We start from the raw sequence: 22218 nt of genomic DNA, 5'->3' as shown, positions 1-22218 counted from the left end.
GCCGCTTTTCGGCGCAGCCGCCAATACGACCACGATCCTTGAATTTTTGTATCAGTTGACTTCAACAGGATATATCCATGCCCGCTCCCCTCTCCTTTGGCGTTATCGGCATCGATCACAACCATATCTACGGAATGATCGAAGGCTTGACCGCCGCCGGCGCAAAATTTTCCGGCTTTGCCGTCACACCCGATACCCCGCAATCCACAATAGACAGTTTCGTCGCCACCTATCCTGATGTGCCGCTCAGGACACCGGCGCAAATTCTCGAAGATGACCACATCGGTCTGGTGCTCAGCGCCGCGATCAACAGCGAGCGCGCCGCCATCGCCATTTCCGCCATGCAGCACGGCAAGGATGTGCTGGTCGACAAGCCCGGCTGCACCACGCTTGAGCAACTTGCGGCGATCCGGCAGACAACCGTTGAAACCGGCCGGCGCTGGACCGTGTGCTTTTCCGAACGGCTGACGGTGGAAAGTGTGACGCTGGCTGACCGCCTCATTGCGGAAGGGCGTATCGGCACGGTGGTGCAGACCGTCGGTCTCGGCCCGCACCGGCGCAATTCCCACCTGCGGCCAGACTGGTTCTGGGATCGCAACCGCTTTGGCGGCATTCTGACCGACATCTGCGCCCACCAGTTCGACCAGTTCCTGCATTTTACCGGGTCATCTGAGGCACGCGTCATCTCCGCCCATGTGGCCAATGTCGCCAATCCGGATCGTGCAGACTTTCAGGATTTCGGCGAGGTGCTGCTGGAAGGCAATGGCGGGCGCGGTTATGCGCGGGTGGACTGGCTGACACCCGATGGTCTTCCCACCTGGGGCGATGGACGCATGACCATTCTTGGCACGGAGGGGTATCTGGAACTGCGCAAATATATCGATATTGCCGGACGACCGGGGCAGGATCACGTGTTCCTGGCCGATGCCAAGGGTGTCGAACATTTTGACGCCACCGGCGCGGGCAAACCCTTCTTCGGCCGCCTGCTGCGCGATGTGGAAGAACGGACGGAAACGGCCATGCCGCAAGCCCATGCTTTTTTGGCCACGCAACTGGCGCTTGAAGCCCAGCTTCTGGCAGAAAAGGGAGCTGCATCATGACGGAGCGCATTCGTGTCGCCATCGCAGGCGCTGGCATCGGCAAGGCCCACATTACCGGATATGCCCAGCTGCCGCATCTTTTCGACGTGCGTTATGTCTGTGATCTCAATCCGGAGCGGGCCGAAAGCGGCGCTGCGGAAGCCCCCGGCAGCCGCCCCATTTCCGATCTCGATATCGTGCTTTCCGACCCGGAGGTGGATCTTGTCGATCTCTGCCTGCCGCCCCGCCTGCATGCGCCGATGACGCTTGCAGTTCTGGCCGCGGGCAAACATGTGGTCTGCGAAAAGCCGCTGGCCGGCTCCATTGCCGAAGTCGCGGAGATCCGGAACGCTGCCGCCCGTGCCGATCGTCAGGTTTTTCCGATCTTCCAGTATCGCTATGGCGCAGGCTACCATGCCGCCCATGCCCTGAAGATGAAAGGCCTGCTCGGCCGGCCTTACGTGCTGTCGCTCGAAACCCATTGGGACCGGCGGGCCGATTATTACGCAGAGCGCTGGCGCGGCACCTGGTCGGGTGAACTCGGCGGCGCGCTGGTCAGCCACGCCATCCATGCCCATAATCTGGTAGCGCATCTGGCCGGCGAGATCACGGAGGTCGCCGCCTTCATCGATACGCGCGTCAACCCGATCGAGACGGAAGACTGCGCAGCCCTTTCCATGCGAACAAGCGAGGGAGCGCTCGTCTCCTCCTCGATCTCGCTTGGCGCCTGCGGCAGCACATCGCGTTTTCGTGCTCTGTTCGAGCATATGACGATCACCTCCGGCACGGAACCCTATCACATCGGATCGGGCCCCTGGACGTTTGAGGCAAGAGATCCTGGAAAGCAGGCCGAAATCGATGACATCGTTGCCGCCAATGCCGAGGGCATCTTCCGCTTCGCCGGCCAGTTTGCCGACATTCATGCCCGTCTCACCGGTCGCCCGGAATTCTACCTGCCGTCTCTCGATGAGGCCTATCAGTCGATCGAGTTGATCACGGCGCTCTACGATTCCGCCCGCAACCGCCGCATCGTCAGCCTGCCGCTGCCTGCCGACCATCCCCTCACCCATGGCTGGCTGCCCGGCTGACACGGCAGATGTGAGAAAACAATGCCGGACATCCCTCATCGGCTGTCCGGCCACCCCGAAAAGCTTGCCTCATCCAGTTTTCCGTTCATTTCCGCCGTTTTGTCTCATCAGCGCCATGACCATGGGGGCAAGCGAGAACTCACCCCGTTCGGCCTTTCGCGTGAGATCGCGTAAGTAACCGCCGGCGGAATTGATCTGGCCGGCCCGTTCCAGAATGCAGGCCATGACGATGGCCGCATTTTCAGCCCCAAGGATTTCGCAGGCGTTCTGGTAGGCCGACGGGCTGACGCCGAGCATCGAGCGGGTGACGACCGCCGCGACCAGAAGATCGCGCCAACTGCGGATATCGCCATCCGGGCCGTAATCGAGGATCTGCGGGCAGGCTTTCAGCACCATCGGCAAGGGCAGCGGTTTTAACCGCTCGGCAAGTTTTTCACGCAGGCCCCGATCATGCTGGCCGACCGGATTGCCGGCGGAACCGGACGCGCCCTCGGTTGCGGAGGTCGATCCGTTCGTTTGGCTTTCTGCCCACCCCTCCCCTGTCGGCCCGGCTGGCGGTGTCTGGTCTTCACCTGGGTTTTCGCCCTGCTTTTTTTCTAAAGCGGGTTCAAGTTCATTAAAGGATTCGGGTTTTGAATTCTGTATGTGATAGCCAAAATGGATAGCACTGGCGTCTGTTTTTTGACTTTTTAGCTGCATTTCCAGAATGTTGAGCACTTCTTCGCGCAGCATCTGCATGTCTTCCAGGATCGCCGTGACCGATGTGAGATCGGCACGGCGCGGAAGTCGGGCGACAAGCGCGATATAATGGCTCTCGACCACATCCCAATTGCCCGACGCCCCCTCCTCGATGGCTGCCGTAATCAGCTTGCGGATATCGCGACGGCAGATCGTCAGTGCTTCCCGCGCCTGCGATAGCGCCCGCCGTTCGGCTGCGACCGATTGTGCCAGATGGGCAAACTCTTCCGAGCGCAACAGAAGCGGTGCCAGGCTAAAACCAAAGGCCCGCTCGATCTCGCCCCCGGCCTGACGGCGCACATAACGTTTGCCATTGGGGCTATCGCGGCGATGGAGAAGTCCTGCGTCGACCAGCGCTGCCAGATGCCGGCGCAGTGTTGTGCCCGCAATGCCGTGGGCGCGAAGGCTCAACTGCTCGTTGGAGGGAAACACCACGAGCCCTTTTTCTTGAGATAGATCCGTTTCCGGATAAAAGCTCAGAAGCGCGTTCAGCACCGCAAGGCTTCGATCCTGCAGTCCAAGCTTTTCGCGCGCTTCCGCGACATCGCGAAACAGCTTCCATTTGTCCACCACCTTGCCGGCGCGGATGTCCTCTGCCTGCATTTGCCCTTTCACGAGCGTAAGCGAAACCCCACGCCGCCCAAAGGGCGTCGTCACTCCATGCGTCTGCATTGTCCTTCACCTTCAAACAGGCAAAAGATCCCGGCCCGTCAAAACAGACGGCTGTAAAAGCTTGACAGCGATTCGGGGAAATGCGATTCTCAGTCTGCTAGAACTTCGAGAAGGGCTTCCACGACGTCAATGTCGCTTGGGGGCCTTTTTCTTTTGCGGTTCAAATCTCCTTATGTGTTCTCACTGTCCTTGAACTCCCGCCAGAGGCGCTCAAGATCGTCCGAAACAATGTGTCCGAATTGACCGGCATCCTTCGCCTTTAAAGAGAAAGCGAAAGGTTTCCGGCGTTGTTTTATCTCAGGGCCTTCTGCGCGTTCGGCGGAAATTTTTTGATCGGCACCATGTCAAACTTCGTGGAAATTTCGCCGCCCTGACCCAGGATCGTATCGGCAAAACTCATCACGGGCTCAAAAGCCGGCATTATCACGTTCATTTTCCTTGTTGCCGTTAGTTACGTTGTTTTCCGCATAACCCGGTAATCATCGTGACTGTTATCCGATTCCCTTGTCGTGGCAAGAACATTGGCGGCGAAAGCAGCAACCCATGGCCCGGAGAGGCCGGATTTCGCCCGATTTGACCGAGTTTTTCTGCAACTGACGTCGCCGGAACACGCTGCGCGCCCGCCGGCATGGTCGATGTCAGCTCGCATCGACCTCTCCCTGAACTCCCTCGATATCGTGGTAAGACCCGGCACAGGCTGCTCTGAGAGCGACGTTTGCCCCGTCCCCCCATCTCTCTATTTGGCATGAGACGGCAATGGCCGGCCACGCTGAAGCGCGGCCGGCCGAAGGTCGATCGTCAGGATGCCGATCAGAAGGTCTTTGTCAGCGAAATCTTCAGGTAACGGCCCGGCTCGGAATAGAAGGCTCGGTTTGCCGAGGTAATGGACGTGACGTCCTTCGTCTCCATCGCGTCATAATATTCCTTGTCGAAGAGATTGTAGACGCCTGCCTGAACACGCAGGCCCTTTGCCTGCTCCGGCTCCCACCAGGCCGTCAGGTTGACGATGCCATAACCCGGCGCCTTGTAGGTTGCGCTCGAGAGATCGGACACGCCCTTGGACAAGACCCAGTCCGCATTGGTGCCCCAACTTTCCCGGCTATAACCGGCCCCGATTATGGCCTTCAGCGGCGCGACCGAGTCGAGAACTTCGCCGCTGTCCAGATCCTCGGCATTGGCATAAGCGAGCGAGGAATGCAGTTCAAAACCGTGGCCGACATCCGCATGCGCCTTGGCTTCGGCGCCGTAGATGCGGACGCGATTGCGGTTGAAGTAGCGATAGGTGCCGAGGCTGTAACCCGATTGCGCAGAGGTCTCGGTGTCGATGAAGTTGCGGTAGCGGTTGTAGAAAACGCTGAGCCGCAGGCCACGATCCTCAGACCCCAGATCGGCCCCAACCTCGACGCCACTGCCGGTCTCGGCATCGAGATCCGGATTGCCGACCATACGGTAGAAGGGCGCATTGTCGTAATTGCCGTAAAGCTGCGCCACCGTCGGCGCCCGGAAGGACATGGCCCACTGGGCAAAGAGGGTGACCTGCGGCGAGACGGCCCATTCGGCACGCAGTTTTGGCGAGAAGGCGGAATCGGAAACGGAGGCCGGCAGCCCCGCATACCCTTGATTGGCTTCGTAGGCCGCACTCGCCTGCGGGCGATAATCGAAATAATCAAAGCGCAGGCCGGGGGTTATAGAAACGCCGCTGCTGCCGATATCGATCCGGTCATCGAGGAAAACGCCGATGCGGGTGCCGTCAACATCCGGCGTATCCGACTGGTTGACGTGATAATAGGCGCAGGCGCTGACATAATTCGTCCCGCAGGAGTCGCTGCCTGTCGTGTAGCTGTGGGTGCCGAAGAATGCGAGGTCGGTGCCGACTGTCACTTCATGCTTCAGCTGGCCGGTCTCAAATTCGCTGCTGGCCGAACCGACGAAACCCACGGTGTTTTCACGGCTTTCCGTCGAGCGGCCGTAAGCGCCAACGGGAGCCGTCGTGCGGGTGGCGAGATACCCTTCGTCGCGATCCATGTGCTGGTAGTAGAGCGAGGCCCGCGCGCTTTTCAGCCAGGCGTCCTCGGCCATGGCCTCGTATTCGTAGTCAAGGGAAACGCGGTCGCGGGTGGTGTCGGTCTGATAATCGTAGGCGCTATAGGTCGAGGAATAACTCGACATCTTGTCCGTATCTTCCCGCGTCTTGAACTGTTCCGCAGTCAGGCCGATCGTATGTCCGCCCTCCAGTTCCTGCCGCAGCTTGAAGAGCAGGTTGGACGTGTAGGTATCGGCGGGGTCGGCCACCGTGCGGGTGCTGCGCGTGCTGTCATTTGTACCCTTGGTGTCTGTCTCGTTGCCGCGCTTGTAGCTGCCCTGCAGCAAAATCGAAGTTCCCTCGATCTTCTTTGCCAGCGCCGCGGCACCCTTGATCGACCGGTCGGAGCCATCATACAGCGTGGTGGCGAAGCCGCCCCAATCCTTGCCTTCACCGATCAGGTCTTCCGGCTCCAGGGTCCTCAGAACCACCGCGCCGCCGAGCGCACCGGAACCGGCACGGCTGGAATCGGCACCGCGCAGGATGCTGACACTGGAAAGCGAACTGAAATCGAAGCTGTCGACGCCGCCGGAGGAGAAATTCCAGGCCAGCCTGTCATCAAGATAGGGAATGGCGACACCGTCGATGGTGGTCAGGATGCGGTCGTCGTCAAGACCGCGCAATGCAAATCCCTTGGAGCGCGACGAATAGCTGATGCCGGCCTCTTCCGTATTGCCAAGATCGTCGATCGACTGGATGTCGCGCTTGGCAAGCGTCTCGCGATCGGTTCTCGTCGCAAGCGGCGTATCGTCGGCGCCACCCTTCACGCGGTCGCCCTTGACGACCACTTTTGGTAGCACCGTCGCCTCGTCTTGCTTGTTTACCTGGGATGCGCTGTCCTGCGCGCCGGCCTGGCCGGCACCGCTGATCAGGCTCAATGCCGTGAACAGCATCAATGCCTTGCGATGGCGTGAAACACTCACTGTCTTTCCCTTCATTCGTCATCGGAAATACCGGTGCGCAAAGGCCCCTTGCCCGTGCGGCAACGCGGTGGGCGCTCGGCATAAAACCGAACGCTGCCAAAGGGTTATTTTAATATGATTATAACACTCAAGATAAAAGAAACCGCAGAAACATTCGGAAACGTCCCCAAAATGCCCTGTCGCAAAATTGCAACAAATGCGCCGATCCAACGTTTCCGTGCGCGATCATGGTGCGGGAACTGCAGAACGCCTGTGCACGCAGGAGGGGTGTGAGACCGGTCCCGGAGGGAGGGACCGGCCCACGGCAGAGGAAACGGCAGGGGCGTCTCTTCTGCTAATCGAACTTCATGTCCAGCAAGTCGTGTCAGTCGAGGTGGATCTCGATGACACCGTCCTCCGAAAGGCGGCCCTCGACGATCTGTCCGTGGTGCTTGTGCGCCTGCGCCCGGATGCGCACAGCGGAGAGATCAAGCTCGCGAACGATGGCTGGCATGTCCTGCGCAGCGGCCGGAGCGGTCCCGCAAGCCGCGTGCAATCCGCCAGGCAGGGCCCGGAGGACGCCGCGTAAACGGTCGGCAAAGGCGATGATTGCCGAAACCTCTTCATTTCTGCACATGGGGACCCTCGTTCGTGTCCACCACCAGCGGCTGCTCCGCGTCCACCGTTCCCGACCAGCCGCCGCCCAGCGCCTTGTTGAGCGAGATGAAATAGGTGGCGGTGTTGGCCGTGCTCTGGATGTAGCTTTCTTCGGCCGAGTAAAGCGAAGTCTCCGCATCAAGCACGTCGAGGAAACCTGAGGCCCCGGACTGGTAGAGATTGCGCGACAGATCCGCCGCCTGCCGGTAACCGGCCACCGACTGGCGCAGCTTCTCCTGGCGCAGGCGCGACTGGGTCAGCCCGATCACGGCGTTCTCGGTATCCTCCATCGCGGTCGCCACTGCCGATTGATAGGCGACGAAGTATCTGTCTCGCGTCGCCTTCGCTTCGTCCACCGCAGCCTTCAACTGTCCGCCCTGGAAGAGCGGGATGGAGACGCTCGGGCCGAGCGACCAGCCGATGGTCGACTTGCGGGCGAGATCCGAGACGCTCGCGGCTGACGTGGTGACATCGCCGGTCAGGCTGATGGAGGGATAACGGGCGGCCTCCGCCCCGCCGACCTTGGCCGTATAGGCCGCCAGATCGCGCTCCGCCGCCTTCACATCCGGCCGGCTGAGCAGGATCTCGGCCGGGATGCTGGCGGGCATGGTGCGCTTCGGCACGGGGATCGGTGCCGGCTTCTTCAGGCGCGCCTCCACCGCATCCGGCCTCTGTCCAAGCAGAATGCCAAGGCGATGCGCCGCCTGCGCATAGGAAATGCGGTAGGAGGGAATATCGGCTTCGGTCGAGGCGGCGGTGGCCGCTGCCTTCGCCACATCCATGCCTGTCGCCTCGCCGGCCTCGAACTGACGCCTGGTCAGCGCGAGCACCTGCAATTGCGACTTGGCAGACCGCTCCGCCAGGCTGATCAGTGACTGGTATTCACGCGCCTCGACATAATAGGACGTAACGTCACCGGCGAGCGTCACGAGGGTCTGGCGCAGGGTCTCCTCCTCGGCCTGCTCGCTGGCGCGCGCCGCTTCGAGCGAACGCCGATCTGCGCCGAAGAGATCGATTTCCCAGCTGGCATCGAAGCCGGCCTTGTATTGCGTGCTGTGGGAGGTGTCGCCGTCACCGTTAGCACTGCGGCTGCGGGTGAGGCTGTCGGACTGGTCGAGGCTTGGCAGAAGCGCACCTTCGGCGCTGCGCGTGGTGGCCCGCGCCAGGCGCAGGTTCGCCTTGGCGGTGGCAACGTCGAGATTGCCTCTCACCGCCTCCTCAACCAGATCGTTCAACAGCAGGTCGCCAAGCCCCTTCCACCAACCGGCAAGCTCTGTCGGCTTCAGCACTTTCTTGCCGGAAGCCGCCGACCAGTTCCTGATGATTGAAAGATCCGGCTTCACGTAGTCCGGCCCGACAACACAGCCGCCAAGCATCGACGTGGCAAGCAGCACCGCGGCAAGCAGGCTTTGGCGGGTGGCGCGGCGGTCGCAATGTCCAAGTTGAGCTTCGATCGTCGTCATGGCAGGCCTTTAATGGCTGGATGCGGAGGGGGTTTCTACGGCAGCGGCCGGCGTCTTCGCGGTCTCCTCATCCTCGAATGGTCCGACATGCCCCTTGAAGACCTGGCGCACGGCGACAAACAGCAGCGGGATCAGGAAGAGCCCGAGGACCGTCGCGGAGATCATGCCGCCCATCACGCCGATACCGATGGAGTTCTGGCTGCCGGAGCCGGCGCCATTGGCCGTGGCAAGCGGCAACACGCCGAGGATAAAGGCAAGCGAGGTCATCAGGATCGGACGCAGGCGCTGGCGCGAGGCCTCCAGCGTGGCCTCTATGATATCCAGGCCACGCCGCTGCTGCTCGATGGCGAATTCGACGATCAGGATCGCGTTCTTCGCCGCAAGGCCGATGGTGGTCAGCAGCCCGACCTTGAAATAGACGTCGTTTGATTGGCCGAACAGCTTTGCCGCAAGCAGTGCCCCGAACACCCCGATCGGCACCGAGAGCATGACCGCAAACGGGATCGACCAGCTTTCGTAAAGGGCTGCAAGGGCCAGGAACACGACGAGGATGGAGATCGCATAAAGCTGCATCGCCTGGCTGCCCGACAGCCGTTCCTGCGCCGAAAGGCCCGTCCACTCATGGGAAAAGCCCTTGGGTAGTCCGGCGACCAGCGCATCGATCTCATTCATCGCATCGCCGGAGGACACACCGGGGCCGGGAGAGCCCTGGATTTCAACCGCCGAGGAGCCGTTGTAACGCTCAAGACGCGGTGAACCAAAAGTCCACTGGCCGCTGGCGAAGGCCGCGAACGGCACCATCTCGTCATCGGAATTCTTGACATACCAGCGCTTCAGATCTTCCGGTTGCATGCGGGAACCCACGTCGCCTTGCACATAGACCTTCTTGACGCGGCCACGGTCGATGAAGTCGTTGACGTAATCGCCGCCCCACGCCGTGGCGAGTGTCGTGTCGATGTCGGACAGGTCGAGGTTGAACGCGCTTGCCTTGTCCTGGTCGATCTTGATGGAATATTGCGGCGTGTCGTCCTGGCCGTTCGGGCGGGTGCCAACGAGCTTGCTGCTCTTTGCGGCCATGCCGAGCAGTTGGTTGCGCACCTCGGTCAGCTTCTGGTGACCGGCTCCGGTCACGTCCTTCAGATAGAAATCGAAGCCGGCATTGTTGCCGAAACCGGGAATGGCCGGCGGCGCCAGGGCAAAGACATTGGCATCGGTGATTTTGGCAAAGGCGGCACGGGCACGCTGCGCAATCGCCTGGGCTTTTGCCTGCGCCGTCTTGCGCTCGGCAAAATCCTTCAGCTTGACGAAGGCGATGCCAACGTTCTGTCCCTGCCCGCCAAAACCGAAGCCGACGACGCCCATCACACCGGACACATAGTCCTTTTCGTCTGTCAGATAATGGTCCGTTACCTGCTGCAGCACCTTCATGGTGCGGTCGGCGGTTGCACCGACGGGAAGCTGGACGCTGGTGATCAGCGTACCCTGGTCTTCATCCGGCAGGAAGGAACTCGGCAGGTCGGTGAAGAGGAAGGCCACGCCGCCGGCAATCAGGACGAAAAATGCCAGGAAGACGAAACGCCGCTTGAGGATGCCGCCCACGCTGCGCTGATAACCTCGCGTGCTGCGATCGAAGGCGCGGTTGAACAGGCCGAAGAGGCCCCTGCTCTTTGCGCCGTGGCTCGGCGTCTTCAGGATGGTGGCGCAGAGCGCCGGCGTCAGCACGAGGGCAACCAGGACAGACAGCAGCATGGCCGAGACGATGGTGACCGAGAACTGCCGGTAGATGACGCCGACGGAACCGGAAAAGAACGCCATCGGAATGAAGACGGCCGAGAGCACCGTCGCGATGCCGACCAGGGCACCGGTGATCTCTCCCATCGACTTGATCGTTGCCTGACGCGGCGAAAGCCCTTCCTCTTCCATCACGCGCTCGACGTTTTCGACCACGACGATGGCATCGTCGACGAGAAGGCCGATGGCCAGCACCATGCCGAACATGGTGAGCGTGTTGATTGAATAACCGAGGGCAGACAGGACCGCGAAGGTGCCGAGCAGCACCACCGGCACGGCAAGCGTCGGGATCAGGGTGGCTCTGAGGTTCTGCAGGAAGATGAACATCACCACGAAGACAAGGACGATCGCCTCAAACAGCGTCTTGACGACTTCCTCGATCGACAGCTGGACGAAAGGCGTGGTGTCATAGGGATAGACCACCTCCACATTCGGCGGCAGCGTGTCCTTCAGCCCGTCGATGGTTGCCCTCACCGCCTCTGCGGTATCGATCGCGTTGGCACCGGAGGCCAGATTGATGGCAAGGCCAGCCGTCGGCTTGCCATTGTAGATGCTCGAGGTGTTGTAGCTCTCCGCCCCCAGTTCGACGGTCGCCACGTCGTTCAGCCGAACCAGAGAACCGTCGCTATTGCTCTTTAGAATGATGTTCTCGAACTGCTCGGGTGTCTGCAGGCGGCTCTTGGCTGTGACCGTCGCATTCAGCTGCTGGCCCTTGCGCTGCGGAAGCGCGCCAAGCTGGCCGGCCGCGACCTGCGTGTTCTGGTCCTCGATGGCCGCCGTGACATTGCTGATCATCAGATCATATTGCTGCAGCTTGTCCGGATCGACCCAGATGCGCATGGCATAACCGGACCCGAACAGCTGGGTATCGCCGACGCCCTCGACACGCTTGATCGTATCGTTCAGCGTGCTGTTGACGTAGTCGGCAAGATCGATGGTCGTCAGCTTGCCGTCGGTGGAAACAAAGCCAATGACCATCATGAAGCTGGAGCTGGACTTGCTGACCGTGAGGCCGGTGTTCTGCACGCTCTGCGGCAACTGCGATTCCACCAGCTGCAGCTTGTTCTGCACCTGCATCTGGGCAACGTCCGGATCGGCCACATTGGTGAAGGTGAGCGAAATCGACGTCTGCCCGTTCGACTGGGAGGTCGACGTCATGTAATCGAGATTATCGATCCCGGTCATGCCCTGCTCGATGACCTTGGTCACCGAGTTTTCCACCGTCTGTGCGTCAGCGCCGGAATAGGTTCCGGAAATACGCACTGTGGTCGGCGCGATCTGCGGATATTGCGACACCGACAGCGTGGTAATCGACAGCAGACCGGCCAGCATGATCACGATGGCGATGACCCAGGCAAAGATGGGCCTTGCGATAAAAAAACGGGACAAGGATCACCTCAATCGATGGAATGCGTGACAGTGCCGGCATCCCTGGCGGGCGCAGCGAGTGCCATCTGCTTGATATCGCCGGTGGCTTCGTCGATCTCGACCTCGCTCGCCGTCACCGCCTGACCGTCGCGAATGCGCTGGATACCTTCGACAACGATGCGGTCCCCATCGGCGACGCCAGCGGCGACCAGCCAATTGTTGCCGACGCTACGACGGACAGTGAGTTCGCGCTGGTGGGCCGTTCCATCCGCATCCACGAAGAAAGCCACCGCCACGCCCTTGAGGTTGCGGGTGACGGCGCGCTGCGGCACCAGGAAGCTGTTGGGCGCAACCCCCTCCTCTATCGTCGCACGGACATACATGCCCGGTAGCAACAGACGATCAGGATTGGGGAAGGTCGCGCGGACCGTCACCGTGCCGACGGTTGCAGCGACCGAGGCTTCGGCAAACTGGAAGGTTCCGGGCAGCTCGTAACGCGAGCCGTCTTCCAGGCGAAGCGCAACGGAGACATTGGCGCCGGAGGACTTGATCTGGCCACTGGCAATGGCCCGGCGCAGTTCAAGCAGATCCGTGCTCGACTGCGTCACATCAACATTGATCGGGTCCAGCTGATTGATGGTGGCCAGCGTCGTCGTCTGCGCCTCGGTCACCAAAGCCCCAACCGTGACGGAGGAGGCATCGATGCGGCCGGATATCGGCGCGCGGATCTTCGTGTAATCGAGATTGATGCGGGCGGAATCGACGGCTGCCTTTTCGGCGGCGACTTCGGCCTGCGCCTGGGCAAGCGTTGAGGCAGCATCGTCGAGATCCTGCTTGCTGACCGCCTCCTGCGAGGTCAGGCTGCGATAACGATCAACCTTGGACTGGGCGCTTGGCACCGCAGCCTCTGCTTTCTTGAGCGCCGCAACGGCGCTGTCATAGGTCGCCTGGTAGGGCGCCGGATCGATTTCATAAAGAACGTCACCTGCCTTGACCTCGCTGCCCTCCTTGAAGTTGCGGGCGCGGATGATGCCGGTGACCTGAGGACGGACTTCCGCCACCAGCGAGGCAGCGGTGCGGCCCGGCACATCCGCCGTCAGCACCACCGATTGCGGATGAAGCGTCACGACACTGACCTGCGCACGGACATTGGCGGTCGGCGGACCGCCCTGCTGGCCACTGTCGCTGCAGCTGGCAAGGCCGGCCAGCGACAGCACGGCCAGTGCGGCAGGCAGGCGCAGCAGACGTTGGGAAAGGGTTCGACGGAAAGACAGGGAGATGGACATCAACAGGCAAACCGTTCCAATGGAAAAGAGACCGCCGGGCGACGAATGGAGCATCCGCGCGCCGCGACCGACACCAGAAAGCGGAGCACTGGCGCACCACGTGGCACGCCTTTTCTCAGCCGGCTATGGTGCCCATTGATAAAGCCCCCGCGTTTCCGAGTTTGGGCTGCTTGTGTCCGAACATGTTGTGGAAGGGGATTTTTGTAACGAAATGTTTCTCAACTGCGCTCAGAAACATTGGGTTACAATTTTTCTGAACGTCTTTTCGGCCAATCGGCTAGTCAGAGGCGAAGACAGAGGCTGGGGCGGAGAGGAAGGACATTCCCGATGAATGGCAGCGGCCACATCCTGATCGTCGATGACGACCGTGAAATCCGTTCTCTGCTGTCGCGTTATCTGGCCGAGCAGGGAATGCGCGTGACCGTGGCGGCCGACCGGAAGGAATGCGAAGCCATGATCGTCGCCAGCAGGCCCGATCTGGTCGTTCTCGACGTGATGTTGCCGGACGGATCGGGCCTCGACATCTGCCGGATGCTACGGGAACGCCATCCGACGCTTGCCATCATTCTGCTGACGGCGCTCAAGGAAGATGTCGACCGGATCATCGGTCTGGAGATTGGTGCCGATGACTATCTCGGCAAGCCGTTCAACCCGCGCGAGCTGCTGGCCCGCATCAAGGCCATCCTGCGGCGCATGACGCATGCACCGGAAAGCCCGCCTGAGGCACGCCTCCACGTCTTCGAGGGCTTCGAGGCTGACCCTGCCCTGCGGCTGGTGCGCCACGAAAGCGGCGCGCAACTGGACCTGACAGGGGCTGAATTCGATCTTCTGCATGTCTTTCTCGAACGTCCCGGCCGTCTTCTGTCTCGCGACCAGTTGCTGGATCTGACACAAGGGCGCAACCGCGACCCGATGGACCGCTCGATCGACGTGCTGATGAGCCGTCTGCGGCGCAAGTTCAACGAGTATACCGAAACGATGGTCTTCAAGACCGTGCGCAATGGCGGCTACCAGCTGACCGTTGCGGTGCGAACCCTTGCGGCGGCCCGATGAAATCCCTCTACCACCGCATTGCCGCTCTTCTCGTTCTGTCCATCGTGTCGGTGGTGGGACTTGCCACGTTCGCTGCAAGCCGGGTGCTCGTGCCACCGGACGCCCACGAGATCCTGATCCCCGTCGTGTCGCAGATCCGGCTGACGCTTGCGCTCATCGAAACGAACCGGGACCGGGCGATCGCGGCGGGCGCGGACCTGGAAAACCGGCCACCGGAAGGACAGTATCACGAGCGCCTGACCGATGCGTTGCACGACATGCTGACACAGGACGGCATTCACCTTCAGGCCATGGTCAACAAGACCAGCGGAACGCCGCCGATGATGGCAAGCGTGCGCACGCCGGACGGAGAATGGGCCGTCTTCCGCATTCCGCACCGGGCGCCGCCCTCCGACTGGCCCTATATCCTGGGCGGCTGGATGCTGCTGATCGTGCTGGGCAGCCTCGCCATCTCCTTCTTCATCGCCTCCAAGATCACCCGGCCGCTGGAATTTCTGGAAGGAGCTGCCGAGCGCATCGGGCAGGATGGGCGCCTCCCCGAGATTCAGGAGGAAGGCAGCCGCGAGGTGCGCGCCACGGCCCGTGCGCTGAACCGTCTGAGCGCACGCCTGCGCAGCGCATTGGAAAGTCGCATGCGGCTGGTGGCGGCGGCCGGCCATGACCTGCGCACGCCGATGACCCGCATGCGGCTGCGCGCGGAATTCATCCTGAACGACGAGGAACGCGACAAGTGGCTGTCGGATCTTGAGGAACTGGATTCGATTGCCGACAGCGCCATCGGCCTCGTCCGGGAAGAGACGAGCAATGCGGGTGCGGAGCTGATCCGTCTCGACCTGATGGTCGGCCTGATCACCGAAGAACTGGTCCGGATCGGCTTCCCCGTCAGCCTCGATCATGCGAGGCAGGCAACCATTCTGGCGCATCCCATGGCGTTGAAGCGGGCGCTGCGCAATCTCGTCATCAATGCCGCCACCCATGGCGGTGGCGCGCACTGGAGCCTCGACACCACCGACACCGACGTCATCCTGACCATTGTCGACAAGGGGCCCGGTATTCCGGAGGATCTGCTCGGTCAGGTCTTCGAACCGTTTTTCCGCGTCGATCCGGCCCGGCGCAAGACGGCACCGGGCGCCGGCCTCGGCCTTGCAATCGCCAAGGAAATCATAAGCCGGTTCGCAGGAGAGATTTCCATCGCCAATCGCCGATCGGGTGGACTTCAGCAGACCGTGCGATTTCCACCGGCATGATCTTCACCGAGCGTGCAGCGCAACCCTTGATTTTCAGGGTTGCGCTGCAATTTTTCGGGGCTTGCGTACCAAAGGTCGCGGTCTTGAACCTATCAGGCACGAACCGCCTTTGTGCCCCTGGTCGGCAGGAGCGACAACATCAGCAGCACCAGGCCAATCGCACTGACGGCATATTCCAGCGTGTCGCTGCCGATCTCGTTGAGCGGGGCGATGACCAGAAGCCCTGTTGCGAGCCAGACGAAACGCAGTGGCGGATGGAGTGGCTTCAGGCCATGCCCGACCAGACCGCCGGTGACGAGGACCAGCGCAACCATTGAACTTGCGAAGACGTAACCAATATGCGTCCACGAACCGACCATCAGCAGGCCGGGCTTGTAGATGAACAGGAATGGCAGAAAATAGGCGATCCAGCCGAAGCGGAAGGCTTCGATATCGGTAGCTCCCTTCGACGCACCCGCAAGGCTTGAAGCCGCAAAGCTCGCCAGCGCGATTGGCGGCGTGATCATCGACAGGATGCCGAAGTAGAAAACGAACATGTGCGCTGCGATCGGCGACACACCGAGCTGGATCAGCGTCGGTGCCGCCAGCGCCGCCATCAGCAGATAGACGCCGGTGGTCGGGAGACCGAGACCGAGAATGATACCGATGATGGCCGTCACGATCAGCAATCCGAACAGGCTCGTGCCCCCGAACTCCAGCAGATACATCGACAGCGCAAAACCAAGGCCGGTGGTGGACAGAAGGCCGATAATCATACCGGAGACGGCGGTGATCAGCAGCACGTCACAGGTGGCGCCACCGGTGTCCATGATGACATGGAGCATGCGCCGCCATGTCATAACCTTCTTGTCGCGGCGCAGATAACCGGCGGCAAGGCCGACGATGGCAAGGGCAAAAAAGGCCCAGACGGCCGCAAGTTCTGCCCGCATATTCCAGGTGAAGATACAAAACAGCAGCACCGAAAAAGCCAGAATGGCAAGCCACCCTTCTTTCATCACGTCGATCAGGCTGCGCCGTTCCATCGCGCCGAGTGATGGGATGTGGTCACGACGGGCGATAAAATCGATCTGCACGTAGACCGACATGTAATAGAGAATGGCAGGCAGCATGGCCGCGAGCGCGACGGTCTTGTAGGGCACCATCAGAATTTCCGCCATCAGGAAGGCGGCAGCGCCCATGACCGGCGGCATCATCTGCCCGCCGGTTGACGCCACAGCCTCGATGCCCGCGGCCTGGGCCGGTTTGAAGCCGGCGCGCTTCATCAGCGGGATGGTCATGATACCGGTGGACATCACGTTCGAAACGGCGCTACCCGAGACCGTCCCGAACAGTGCCGAAGCAGTGACCGCAACCTTGGCCGCATTTCCAGGTCCGCGGCCCGCAACACGCATGGCAAGCTGGGTAAAGAAGTCCCCACCGCCGCAGGCAATCAACAGCCCGCCGAAGAGCACGAAGGCAACGACAACGAAGGCCGCGATCTGCAACGTCTGCCCCCAGACGGCGGACGAATCCGTGCCGAGGAAACGCAAGACGTCGGCGGCGGCCATGGGGCGGCCCTGAAGCGGGCCTGGCACCCAGTCACCAAAGACCGCATACGCAAAGAGCAGAGCGAAAATGATGATCAACGTCCACCCGACGACCCGGCGCAGCGCTTCCATGCTGAGCCCTGTGACCAGCACCCCGATCAGCAGTGCCTCGGTCGGGTAACGATGGGTGGCTTCGGAGAGAACCGGGAAACGCCAGAACACATAGATCCCGAGCGCGATGGAGAGACCGCCGGCTGCCTGGTTGGCCAGCCGCTCAATCTGCCCTTCGCGCGCCTTTCGGCGCAGATAAACCACCGCCAGCGAGGCGCCGAACATGAGCGCGACGATCTGTTCCGGATAGATCAGCAGTCCAAGCCTTTGCGGCAGAGCCATGACCCAGACAAGGGCCAGAACCGGGACCAGAAGCGACAGGATTCGAGAGGCAAGCCCCATCTCCTCCACCCGCACATTCGCGGTTTCATCCTTGACGGTCGTCGTCTCCATCACGCCGCCCTCACTTGCCGGACCAGATGCCGACGCTCTTGTAGAACGCCACCGCACCCGGATGATAGTCGAGCTTGGTGACATGGGCGAGTTTGGCCGGATCGAACTCGCTCCAGATCGGACCGGATGCCTGCAGGCTCTCCTTGCCCTCGTAAAGCGCTTTGGCTACCTTGGCGACCGTCTCATTGGGAACACTGGCGCTGGCAAACAGCGTATAATCATAGAAAAAGATGTTGGTTTCGGGCGTGATGCCGGGCGACGTGGCGAGCTGACTGCCCTTCTTCAACCCCGTCCCGGGAAGCTGCTTGTCGAGCACCGCTTCGTCGCCGGCCTTGTAGCTGAGGAAGGTGACGCCGCCCACCGAAGCCTCGATATCGAGAACGGACTGCGATCCGGCCGTTGCGATGGTCACATCGGTCTGGCCGTCCTTCAGCGCCTCGAACATGGCCGGGAAATTGGCGATCGGCACAGATGTCACATCGTCATAGGTCAGGCCCGCAGTCTGCAGCGATGCCCGAATGATGAAATCACCGAGCGAATTGACCGGAAATCGCGGCACTTTCCTCCCCTTCAGATCCGCCATGGTCTTCATGCCCGACTTTTCGGTTGCCATCAGGCCGGCATTAAAAGGGATGAGAGACGCCACCATGCGCAGGTTCGGACTGGGCTGCCCTTCGGACATGCCAGTGCCTGAGATCGCATAGGCAGTCTGCGGAAAATTGGCGATCCCGAATTCCACGCGTCCGGCATCGACCAGCGGCAGATACTGCGATGTGTTGGCCATGACCTGCGGACGCACCATGACGCCCGCCTTCTCCGTGATGGTCTTGGCAAGCGCCGTGGCGATCTGCTCGGTCGCACCGCCCTTGGTGGTCGCCAGTCCGACGGTCTCGGCCGCGGCCATCGTCAAGGGGACAAAAGACAGTGTCGCGGCAAGCGCAGTCGCCATCGTCAAGCGTTTCAACATTTCACATTCCCTCTGTTCTTCTTGGGGCTTGGTCTTGGCACATCACGGCCGGGGCGGATCGCCACGCTGAAGACGTCAGCGTGGCGCGCTGTCGGGGTCGGTTTCAAATGGAAATCACTTGCAGGGATCGGCCGGCGCCTCGTCAAACTTCGTCCACTGCCCGTTCTTGATCTCAATGACATAACCTGGAAGCTCGGCATCATGACCGGCAAAGCAGATGTTGTCGCCGAGGATGCCGGAGAAGCTCACGCCTTGCATGGCAGCGGTAATCTTCTCCCGTTCTTGCGTCAGCTTCGACGGATCTCCGGTAACGCCGGCCTTTTCCATCACCTGCTTCATCAGGAACAGCGTGTCATAGGTCTGCGCATCGGAATGGTGTGCGCCGAGCTTGTGGATGCCACGCTTTTCGGCTTCGGCCACGAACGTGTCGTTGAAGGCCTGCGATCTCGCATTAAAGCCCTTCCAAAAACCAGCGACGAGCAGCGTGCCGTCACCCTCCGGACCAAACAGTTCGAGAACATTGGGGTCAGCGAAGATCTGCGAGCCGATGATGCGGCCCTTGTAGCCCTGGCGCCGCAACTCCTTGATGACCTTGGAGGCGGATGGCGGCGTGCCGGCGATGGCGACAATATCCGGATTGGACTGCATGATCTGGGCCGCCTGTGCCGACATATCAAAGCTTTTGTACTGTACCGCGATCGGCGTGCCGTGCTTGATGCCTGCGGCATCGAGCAGCGTGGGATAGAGCTTGGTGCCAGCGGCATTCGAGACCACTTCGTCAGAGATATAGACGATCTCGGCCGTATCGGACTTGACGCCCTTCGCCTTGATCGACTTCAGCAGACGGCCGAACTGTTTGCTTTCGTCTTCCGACAGGCGGTAGCTGTAGGTCTTGCCCTCGGTCAGGCCGGGCGTGGAGGCGGAGTTCGGCATCATCAACACCTTCAAGCGCTCGGCATCGTTGAGAGCGACAGAAAATTCGGCCGATGAGAAGGGTCCGAGAATGGCCAGCACGCCATCATCCTGTGCGAGCTTGCGCGCGCCAACGGAGGCCTGCTTGGGGTCGGAGGATGCCTCGAAGCGGATCAGCTCGACCTTCTTGCCATTGATGCCGCCTGCGGCATTGATTTCTTCGACGGCGATGTCGGCGGCGACCACGGCAGGCTCCGCGACGCTCTTCAGCACCCCGGCCGTGGTGACGATATTGCCGATCTTGATCGTGTCCTCCGCAAGCGCAGGAAGCGCCACCAACGCGGCCAGAGCGACGGATGCGAGCAAACGGAACCTTGATGTCATTGCATTCTCCTTTGTTTTCGAGATGGCAGTCCGTCCGGTGACGGTCAGATCGGGATCAGCTTGCAGCGGCGTGGCCGCCGCCGAGATAGGCTTGGGTCAGGGCACTGTTGCCGGCGAGTGCCTGGGCTTCGTCCGAAAGCACAACCTGGCCGAGTTCCAGCACATAACCGCGCCGGGCGACATCGAGGGCCATGCCGGTGTTTTGCTCGACCAGAAGGATGCTGATGCCCGAGCGGTTGAGTTCGCCGATGAGATCGAAGAGATTTGTGACAAACAGCGGCGAAAGGCCAAGCGAGGGCTCGTCCAGCATGATTAACCGCGGCCGGCTGACCAGAGCACGACCGATCGCCAGCATCTGCTGCTCGCCGCCCGACAGCACGCTCGCCTTCATGTCGCGTCGTTCGGCAAGATTGGGGAAGCGGTCATAGACCTCATCAACATCGCGGGTCCAATCGCCGTCCTTGCGCAGATAGGCGCCCATCAGCAGATTGTCATGCACCGACATGCTCACGAAGATCTGCCGGCCCTCTGGAACAAGCGCCATGCCACGGCGCACGCGCTCGGCAGGTGTGGCCTGGGCAAGTTCATGGCCGGCAAGCCTGATGGAGCCAGATGCTGGCCTCACGGCCCCCTGCAGCGCCCGCAACAGCGAGGTTTTGCCCGCGCCATTGGCGCCGAGGACGGTCACGATCTCGCCTTCCGCCACATGAAGATCAAGCGACTTGACCGCATGGTTGCGGCCGTAACGCACATCAAGACCGCGCACTTCAAGCAACATTGGCGGCTCCCGATTTTGCGGCCTTGGCATGATTGGGACCGAGATAGGCTTCAAGCACGAGCGGATCCTCCTGCACATGCGCCGTCGATCCTTCGTAGATCTTTTTGCCGAAGTTCAGCACCACGGCGGTGTCACAGAGTTCGCGCACCAGTCCCATATCGTGCTCGACCACCAGCAGCGTGACCCCCGAACGGCTGATACCCTTCAGGAAGTCCGTCAGGCTCTGGGTTTCTGCGCCGTTGAGACCGGCGGCCGGTTCGTCCAGCAGGAGCAGCTTGGGCCTGGCCGCCAGCGCCCGCACCACCTCGATCTTCTTCCTGACGCCATAAGGCAGCGTGGCGACCACTTCACCCGGATAGGTGTCGAGCCCCATTTCCTCCAGCAGCGCTTCAGCCTCGGCGCGCCAGCGCGAGCGGCCGAACAGGGAAAGCGGCTTCAGCATGTCGAAGACCGAATTGGCATGCACCTGTTGGCCAAGCATGACATTTTCGACAACCGAGAGATGCGGCATCAGCCGAATGTTCTGAAAGCTGCGGGCAATGCCGAGGCCGATGCGCTTGCGCGAGGGATAATCCAGAATGGAGCGACCCTCGAGCTCGATCTTGCCCGCTGTTGGTTCGTAAAAGCCCGAGATCAGATTGAAGATCGTCGTCTTGCCGGCGCCGTTTGGCCCGATCAACGCCATACGGGCGCCGCGGGGCACGTCGAAGCTGACATCCGAGGTGACGGTGAGGCCGCCGAATTTTTTCCACACCCCTGACAGACTGAGAAGGACGTCGGATGAGCCGCTCATACCGCGACCTCCCGCAGGACGCGCCGGCGTGGCGTAAAAGGACTGCAGAGCCTGTCGACCAGTGTTCGGGTGATCAGGCCCTCTGGTCGGAATATCATCATCAGCACAGTCAGAAGGCCAAGGATCACGAAACGCCAGCTCTCGTCGGGAGGAGAAACATTGCCGCCGGCCCCGAAGGCCAGGACGATCCAGCTCTTGAATTCGGGCAGGATCGAGCGAAGCACTTCCGGCAGCAAGGTGAAGAACACCGCACCGAACAACGGCCCGAGCGCGGTCTGGGTACCGCCCAAAAGCACGTAGAGGAGGACATAGATCGACAGGGTCGCGTTGAAGCTCTGGCTTTCCACGAAGCTGTAGCTGTGCGCATAAAGCGCGCCGGCGAGACCGGCCAGGGCCGCGCCGATGGCAAAGGCTGCCACCCGAACGCCGCGAACGCTGACACCGAGGAGATCGGTGACCACCTCATCGTCATGGGCAGCGCGCATGGCAAGCCCGAAGCGCGTTGCCATCAGATAAAAGCAGAACAGGGTGACCAGGACGGCCGCCCCCATCGGCACCGGATAATCGACATAATCCGGCACGGACAGCCCCATGGCCCCTCCGAGCGCCTCGGTATTGAGGATGGCCCCCCCGATCACCTCAGCAAGTGCGAAAGTGGCAAGCACCAGATAGACACCCTTCGTGCGCAGCAAAGGCAGTGCGATGGCCATGCCGACTGCGCCGCCGACCAGGATCGACAGAGGCAATGTCAACCAGACGGTCAGGCCGTAATTTGCGGAAAAATAGGCGGCGGTGTAGGCACCGAGCGCCTGGAAACCGGCACCACCGAGATTGAGCTGGCCAGTTGCGACAGGCAGAAAGATCGCATAGGCCATGATGACATTGATCGCGAGGATCGTGAGAATACCGGTCCAATAGCCGCTCATG

General features: G+C 61.3%; 16 protein-coding genes. 4 read left to right on the top strand and 12 right to left on the bottom strand.

Annotation, left to right across the window (positions count from 1 at the left end; all coding sequences use genetic code 11):
• Positions 1-77: 77 nt before the first annotated feature.
• The gene (locus AC4CWH_RS22425; RefSeq protein WP_491286328.1) at positions 78-1100 is read left to right on the top strand and encodes a Gfo/Idh/MocA family protein; all 1023 of its coding nucleotides are present in this window, start codon (positions 78-80) and stop codon (positions 1098-1100) included.
• Complete coding sequence (locus AC4CWH_RS22420; protein WP_491286330.1) at positions 1097-2167, top strand: Gfo/Idh/MocA family protein; 1071 nt, start codon at positions 1097-1099, stop codon at positions 2165-2167. The genes AC4CWH_RS22425 and AC4CWH_RS22420 overlap by 4 nt, the downstream gene beginning before the upstream one ends.
• A 69-nt stretch (positions 2168-2236) precedes the next feature.
• On the opposite strand, the gene repC is transcribed toward AC4CWH_RS22420, so the two are convergent.
• From repC to AC4CWH_RS22390, 6 genes are all read right to left on the bottom strand, one after another.
• A complete protein-coding gene (repC, locus tag AC4CWH_RS22415) occupies positions 2237-3577 on the bottom strand; it encodes a plasmid replication protein RepC (RefSeq protein ID WP_491321560.1) in 1341 nt (446 codons plus the stop codon).
• Positions 3578-4387: 810 nt separating this feature from the next.
• Positions 4388-6583: a TonB-dependent hemoglobin/transferrin/lactoferrin family receptor gene (locus AC4CWH_RS22410; protein ID WP_491321559.1), complete on the bottom strand. Its 2196-nt coding sequence runs from the start codon at positions 6581-6583 to the stop codon at positions 4388-4390.
• 364 nt (positions 6584-6947) lie between these two features.
• Positions 6948-7076, bottom strand: a complete 129-nt coding sequence (locus AC4CWH_RS22405) for a hypothetical protein (protein ID WP_491321558.1) — start codon at positions 7074-7076, stop codon at positions 6948-6950.
• A gap of 109 nt (positions 7077-7185) precedes the next feature.
• Complete coding sequence (locus AC4CWH_RS22400) at positions 7186-8682, bottom strand: efflux transporter outer membrane subunit (protein WP_491321557.1); 1497 nt, start codon at positions 8680-8682, stop codon at positions 7186-7188.
• 9 nt (positions 8683-8691) lie between these two features.
• Positions 8692-11862: an efflux RND transporter permease subunit gene (locus tag AC4CWH_RS22395; RefSeq protein WP_491321556.1), complete on the bottom strand. Its 3171-nt coding sequence runs from the start codon at positions 11860-11862 to the stop codon at positions 8692-8694.
• An 8-nt stretch (positions 11863-11870) separates the two neighbouring features.
• A complete protein-coding gene (locus AC4CWH_RS22390) occupies positions 11871-13127 on the bottom strand; it encodes an efflux RND transporter periplasmic adaptor subunit (protein ID WP_491321555.1) in 1257 nt (418 codons plus the stop codon).
• A gap of 327 nt (positions 13128-13454) precedes the next feature.
• On the opposite strand from AC4CWH_RS22390, the gene AC4CWH_RS22385 reads away from it, so the two are divergent.
• Both AC4CWH_RS22385 and AC4CWH_RS22380 read left to right on the top strand, forming a co-directional pair.
• Positions 13455-14180 (top strand): response regulator, encoded by a 726-nt coding sequence (locus tag AC4CWH_RS22385; RefSeq protein WP_491321554.1) that lies wholly within the window; start codon positions 13455-13457, stop codon positions 14178-14180.
• Positions 14177-15427, top strand: coding sequence for an ATP-binding protein (locus AC4CWH_RS22380; RefSeq protein ID WP_491321553.1), 1251 nt, complete (start codon positions 14177-14179; stop codon positions 15425-15427). The genes AC4CWH_RS22385 and AC4CWH_RS22380 overlap by 4 nt, the downstream gene beginning before the upstream one ends.
• A gap of 92 nt (positions 15428-15519) precedes the next feature.
• Here the strand turns inward: AC4CWH_RS22380 and AC4CWH_RS22375 are convergent, their stop codons facing one another.
• The 6 genes from AC4CWH_RS22375 to AC4CWH_RS22350 all read right to left on the bottom strand — a co-directional run bounded on the left by AC4CWH_RS22375 (position 15520) and on the right by AC4CWH_RS22350 (position 22217).
• Positions 15520-17457 carry a TRAP transporter permease gene (locus AC4CWH_RS22375; protein ID WP_491321552.1) on the bottom strand — a complete coding sequence of 646 codons (1938 nt, stop codon included), beginning with the start codon at positions 17455-17457 and terminating at the stop codon, positions 15520-15522.
• 10 nt (positions 17458-17467) lie between these two features.
• On the bottom strand, positions 17468-18424 hold the full coding sequence (locus tag AC4CWH_RS22370; protein ID WP_491321551.1) for a TAXI family TRAP transporter solute-binding subunit: 957 nt from the start codon (positions 18422-18424) through the stop codon (positions 17468-17470).
• Between the two features lie 114 nt (positions 18425-18538).
• Complete coding sequence (locus AC4CWH_RS22365) at positions 18539-19720, bottom strand: ABC transporter substrate-binding protein (RefSeq protein ID WP_491321550.1); 1182 nt, start codon at positions 19718-19720, stop codon at positions 18539-18541.
• 55 nt (positions 19721-19775) lie between these two features.
• A complete protein-coding gene (locus AC4CWH_RS22360; RefSeq protein ID WP_491286351.1) occupies positions 19776-20498 on the bottom strand; it encodes an ABC transporter ATP-binding protein in 723 nt (240 codons plus the stop codon).
• Entirely contained in the window at positions 20488-21291 is an 804-nt protein-coding gene (locus AC4CWH_RS22355) for an ABC transporter ATP-binding protein (RefSeq protein WP_491321549.1), read from the bottom strand. The genes AC4CWH_RS22360 and AC4CWH_RS22355 overlap by 11 nt, the downstream gene beginning before the upstream one ends.
• The gene (locus AC4CWH_RS22350; RefSeq protein WP_491321548.1) at positions 21288-22217 is read right to left on the bottom strand and encodes a branched-chain amino acid ABC transporter permease; all 930 of its coding nucleotides are present in this window, start codon (positions 22215-22217) and stop codon (positions 21288-21290) included. Before AC4CWH_RS22350 ends, AC4CWH_RS22355 begins: the two co-directional genes overlap by 4 nt.
• Between the last annotated feature and the right edge of the window lies 1 nt (position 22218).

The sequence above is a fragment of the Neorhizobium sp. PAMB6716 genome (assembly GCF_058242805.1).
This window is presented reverse-complemented; position numbering and strand designations above follow the sequence as displayed.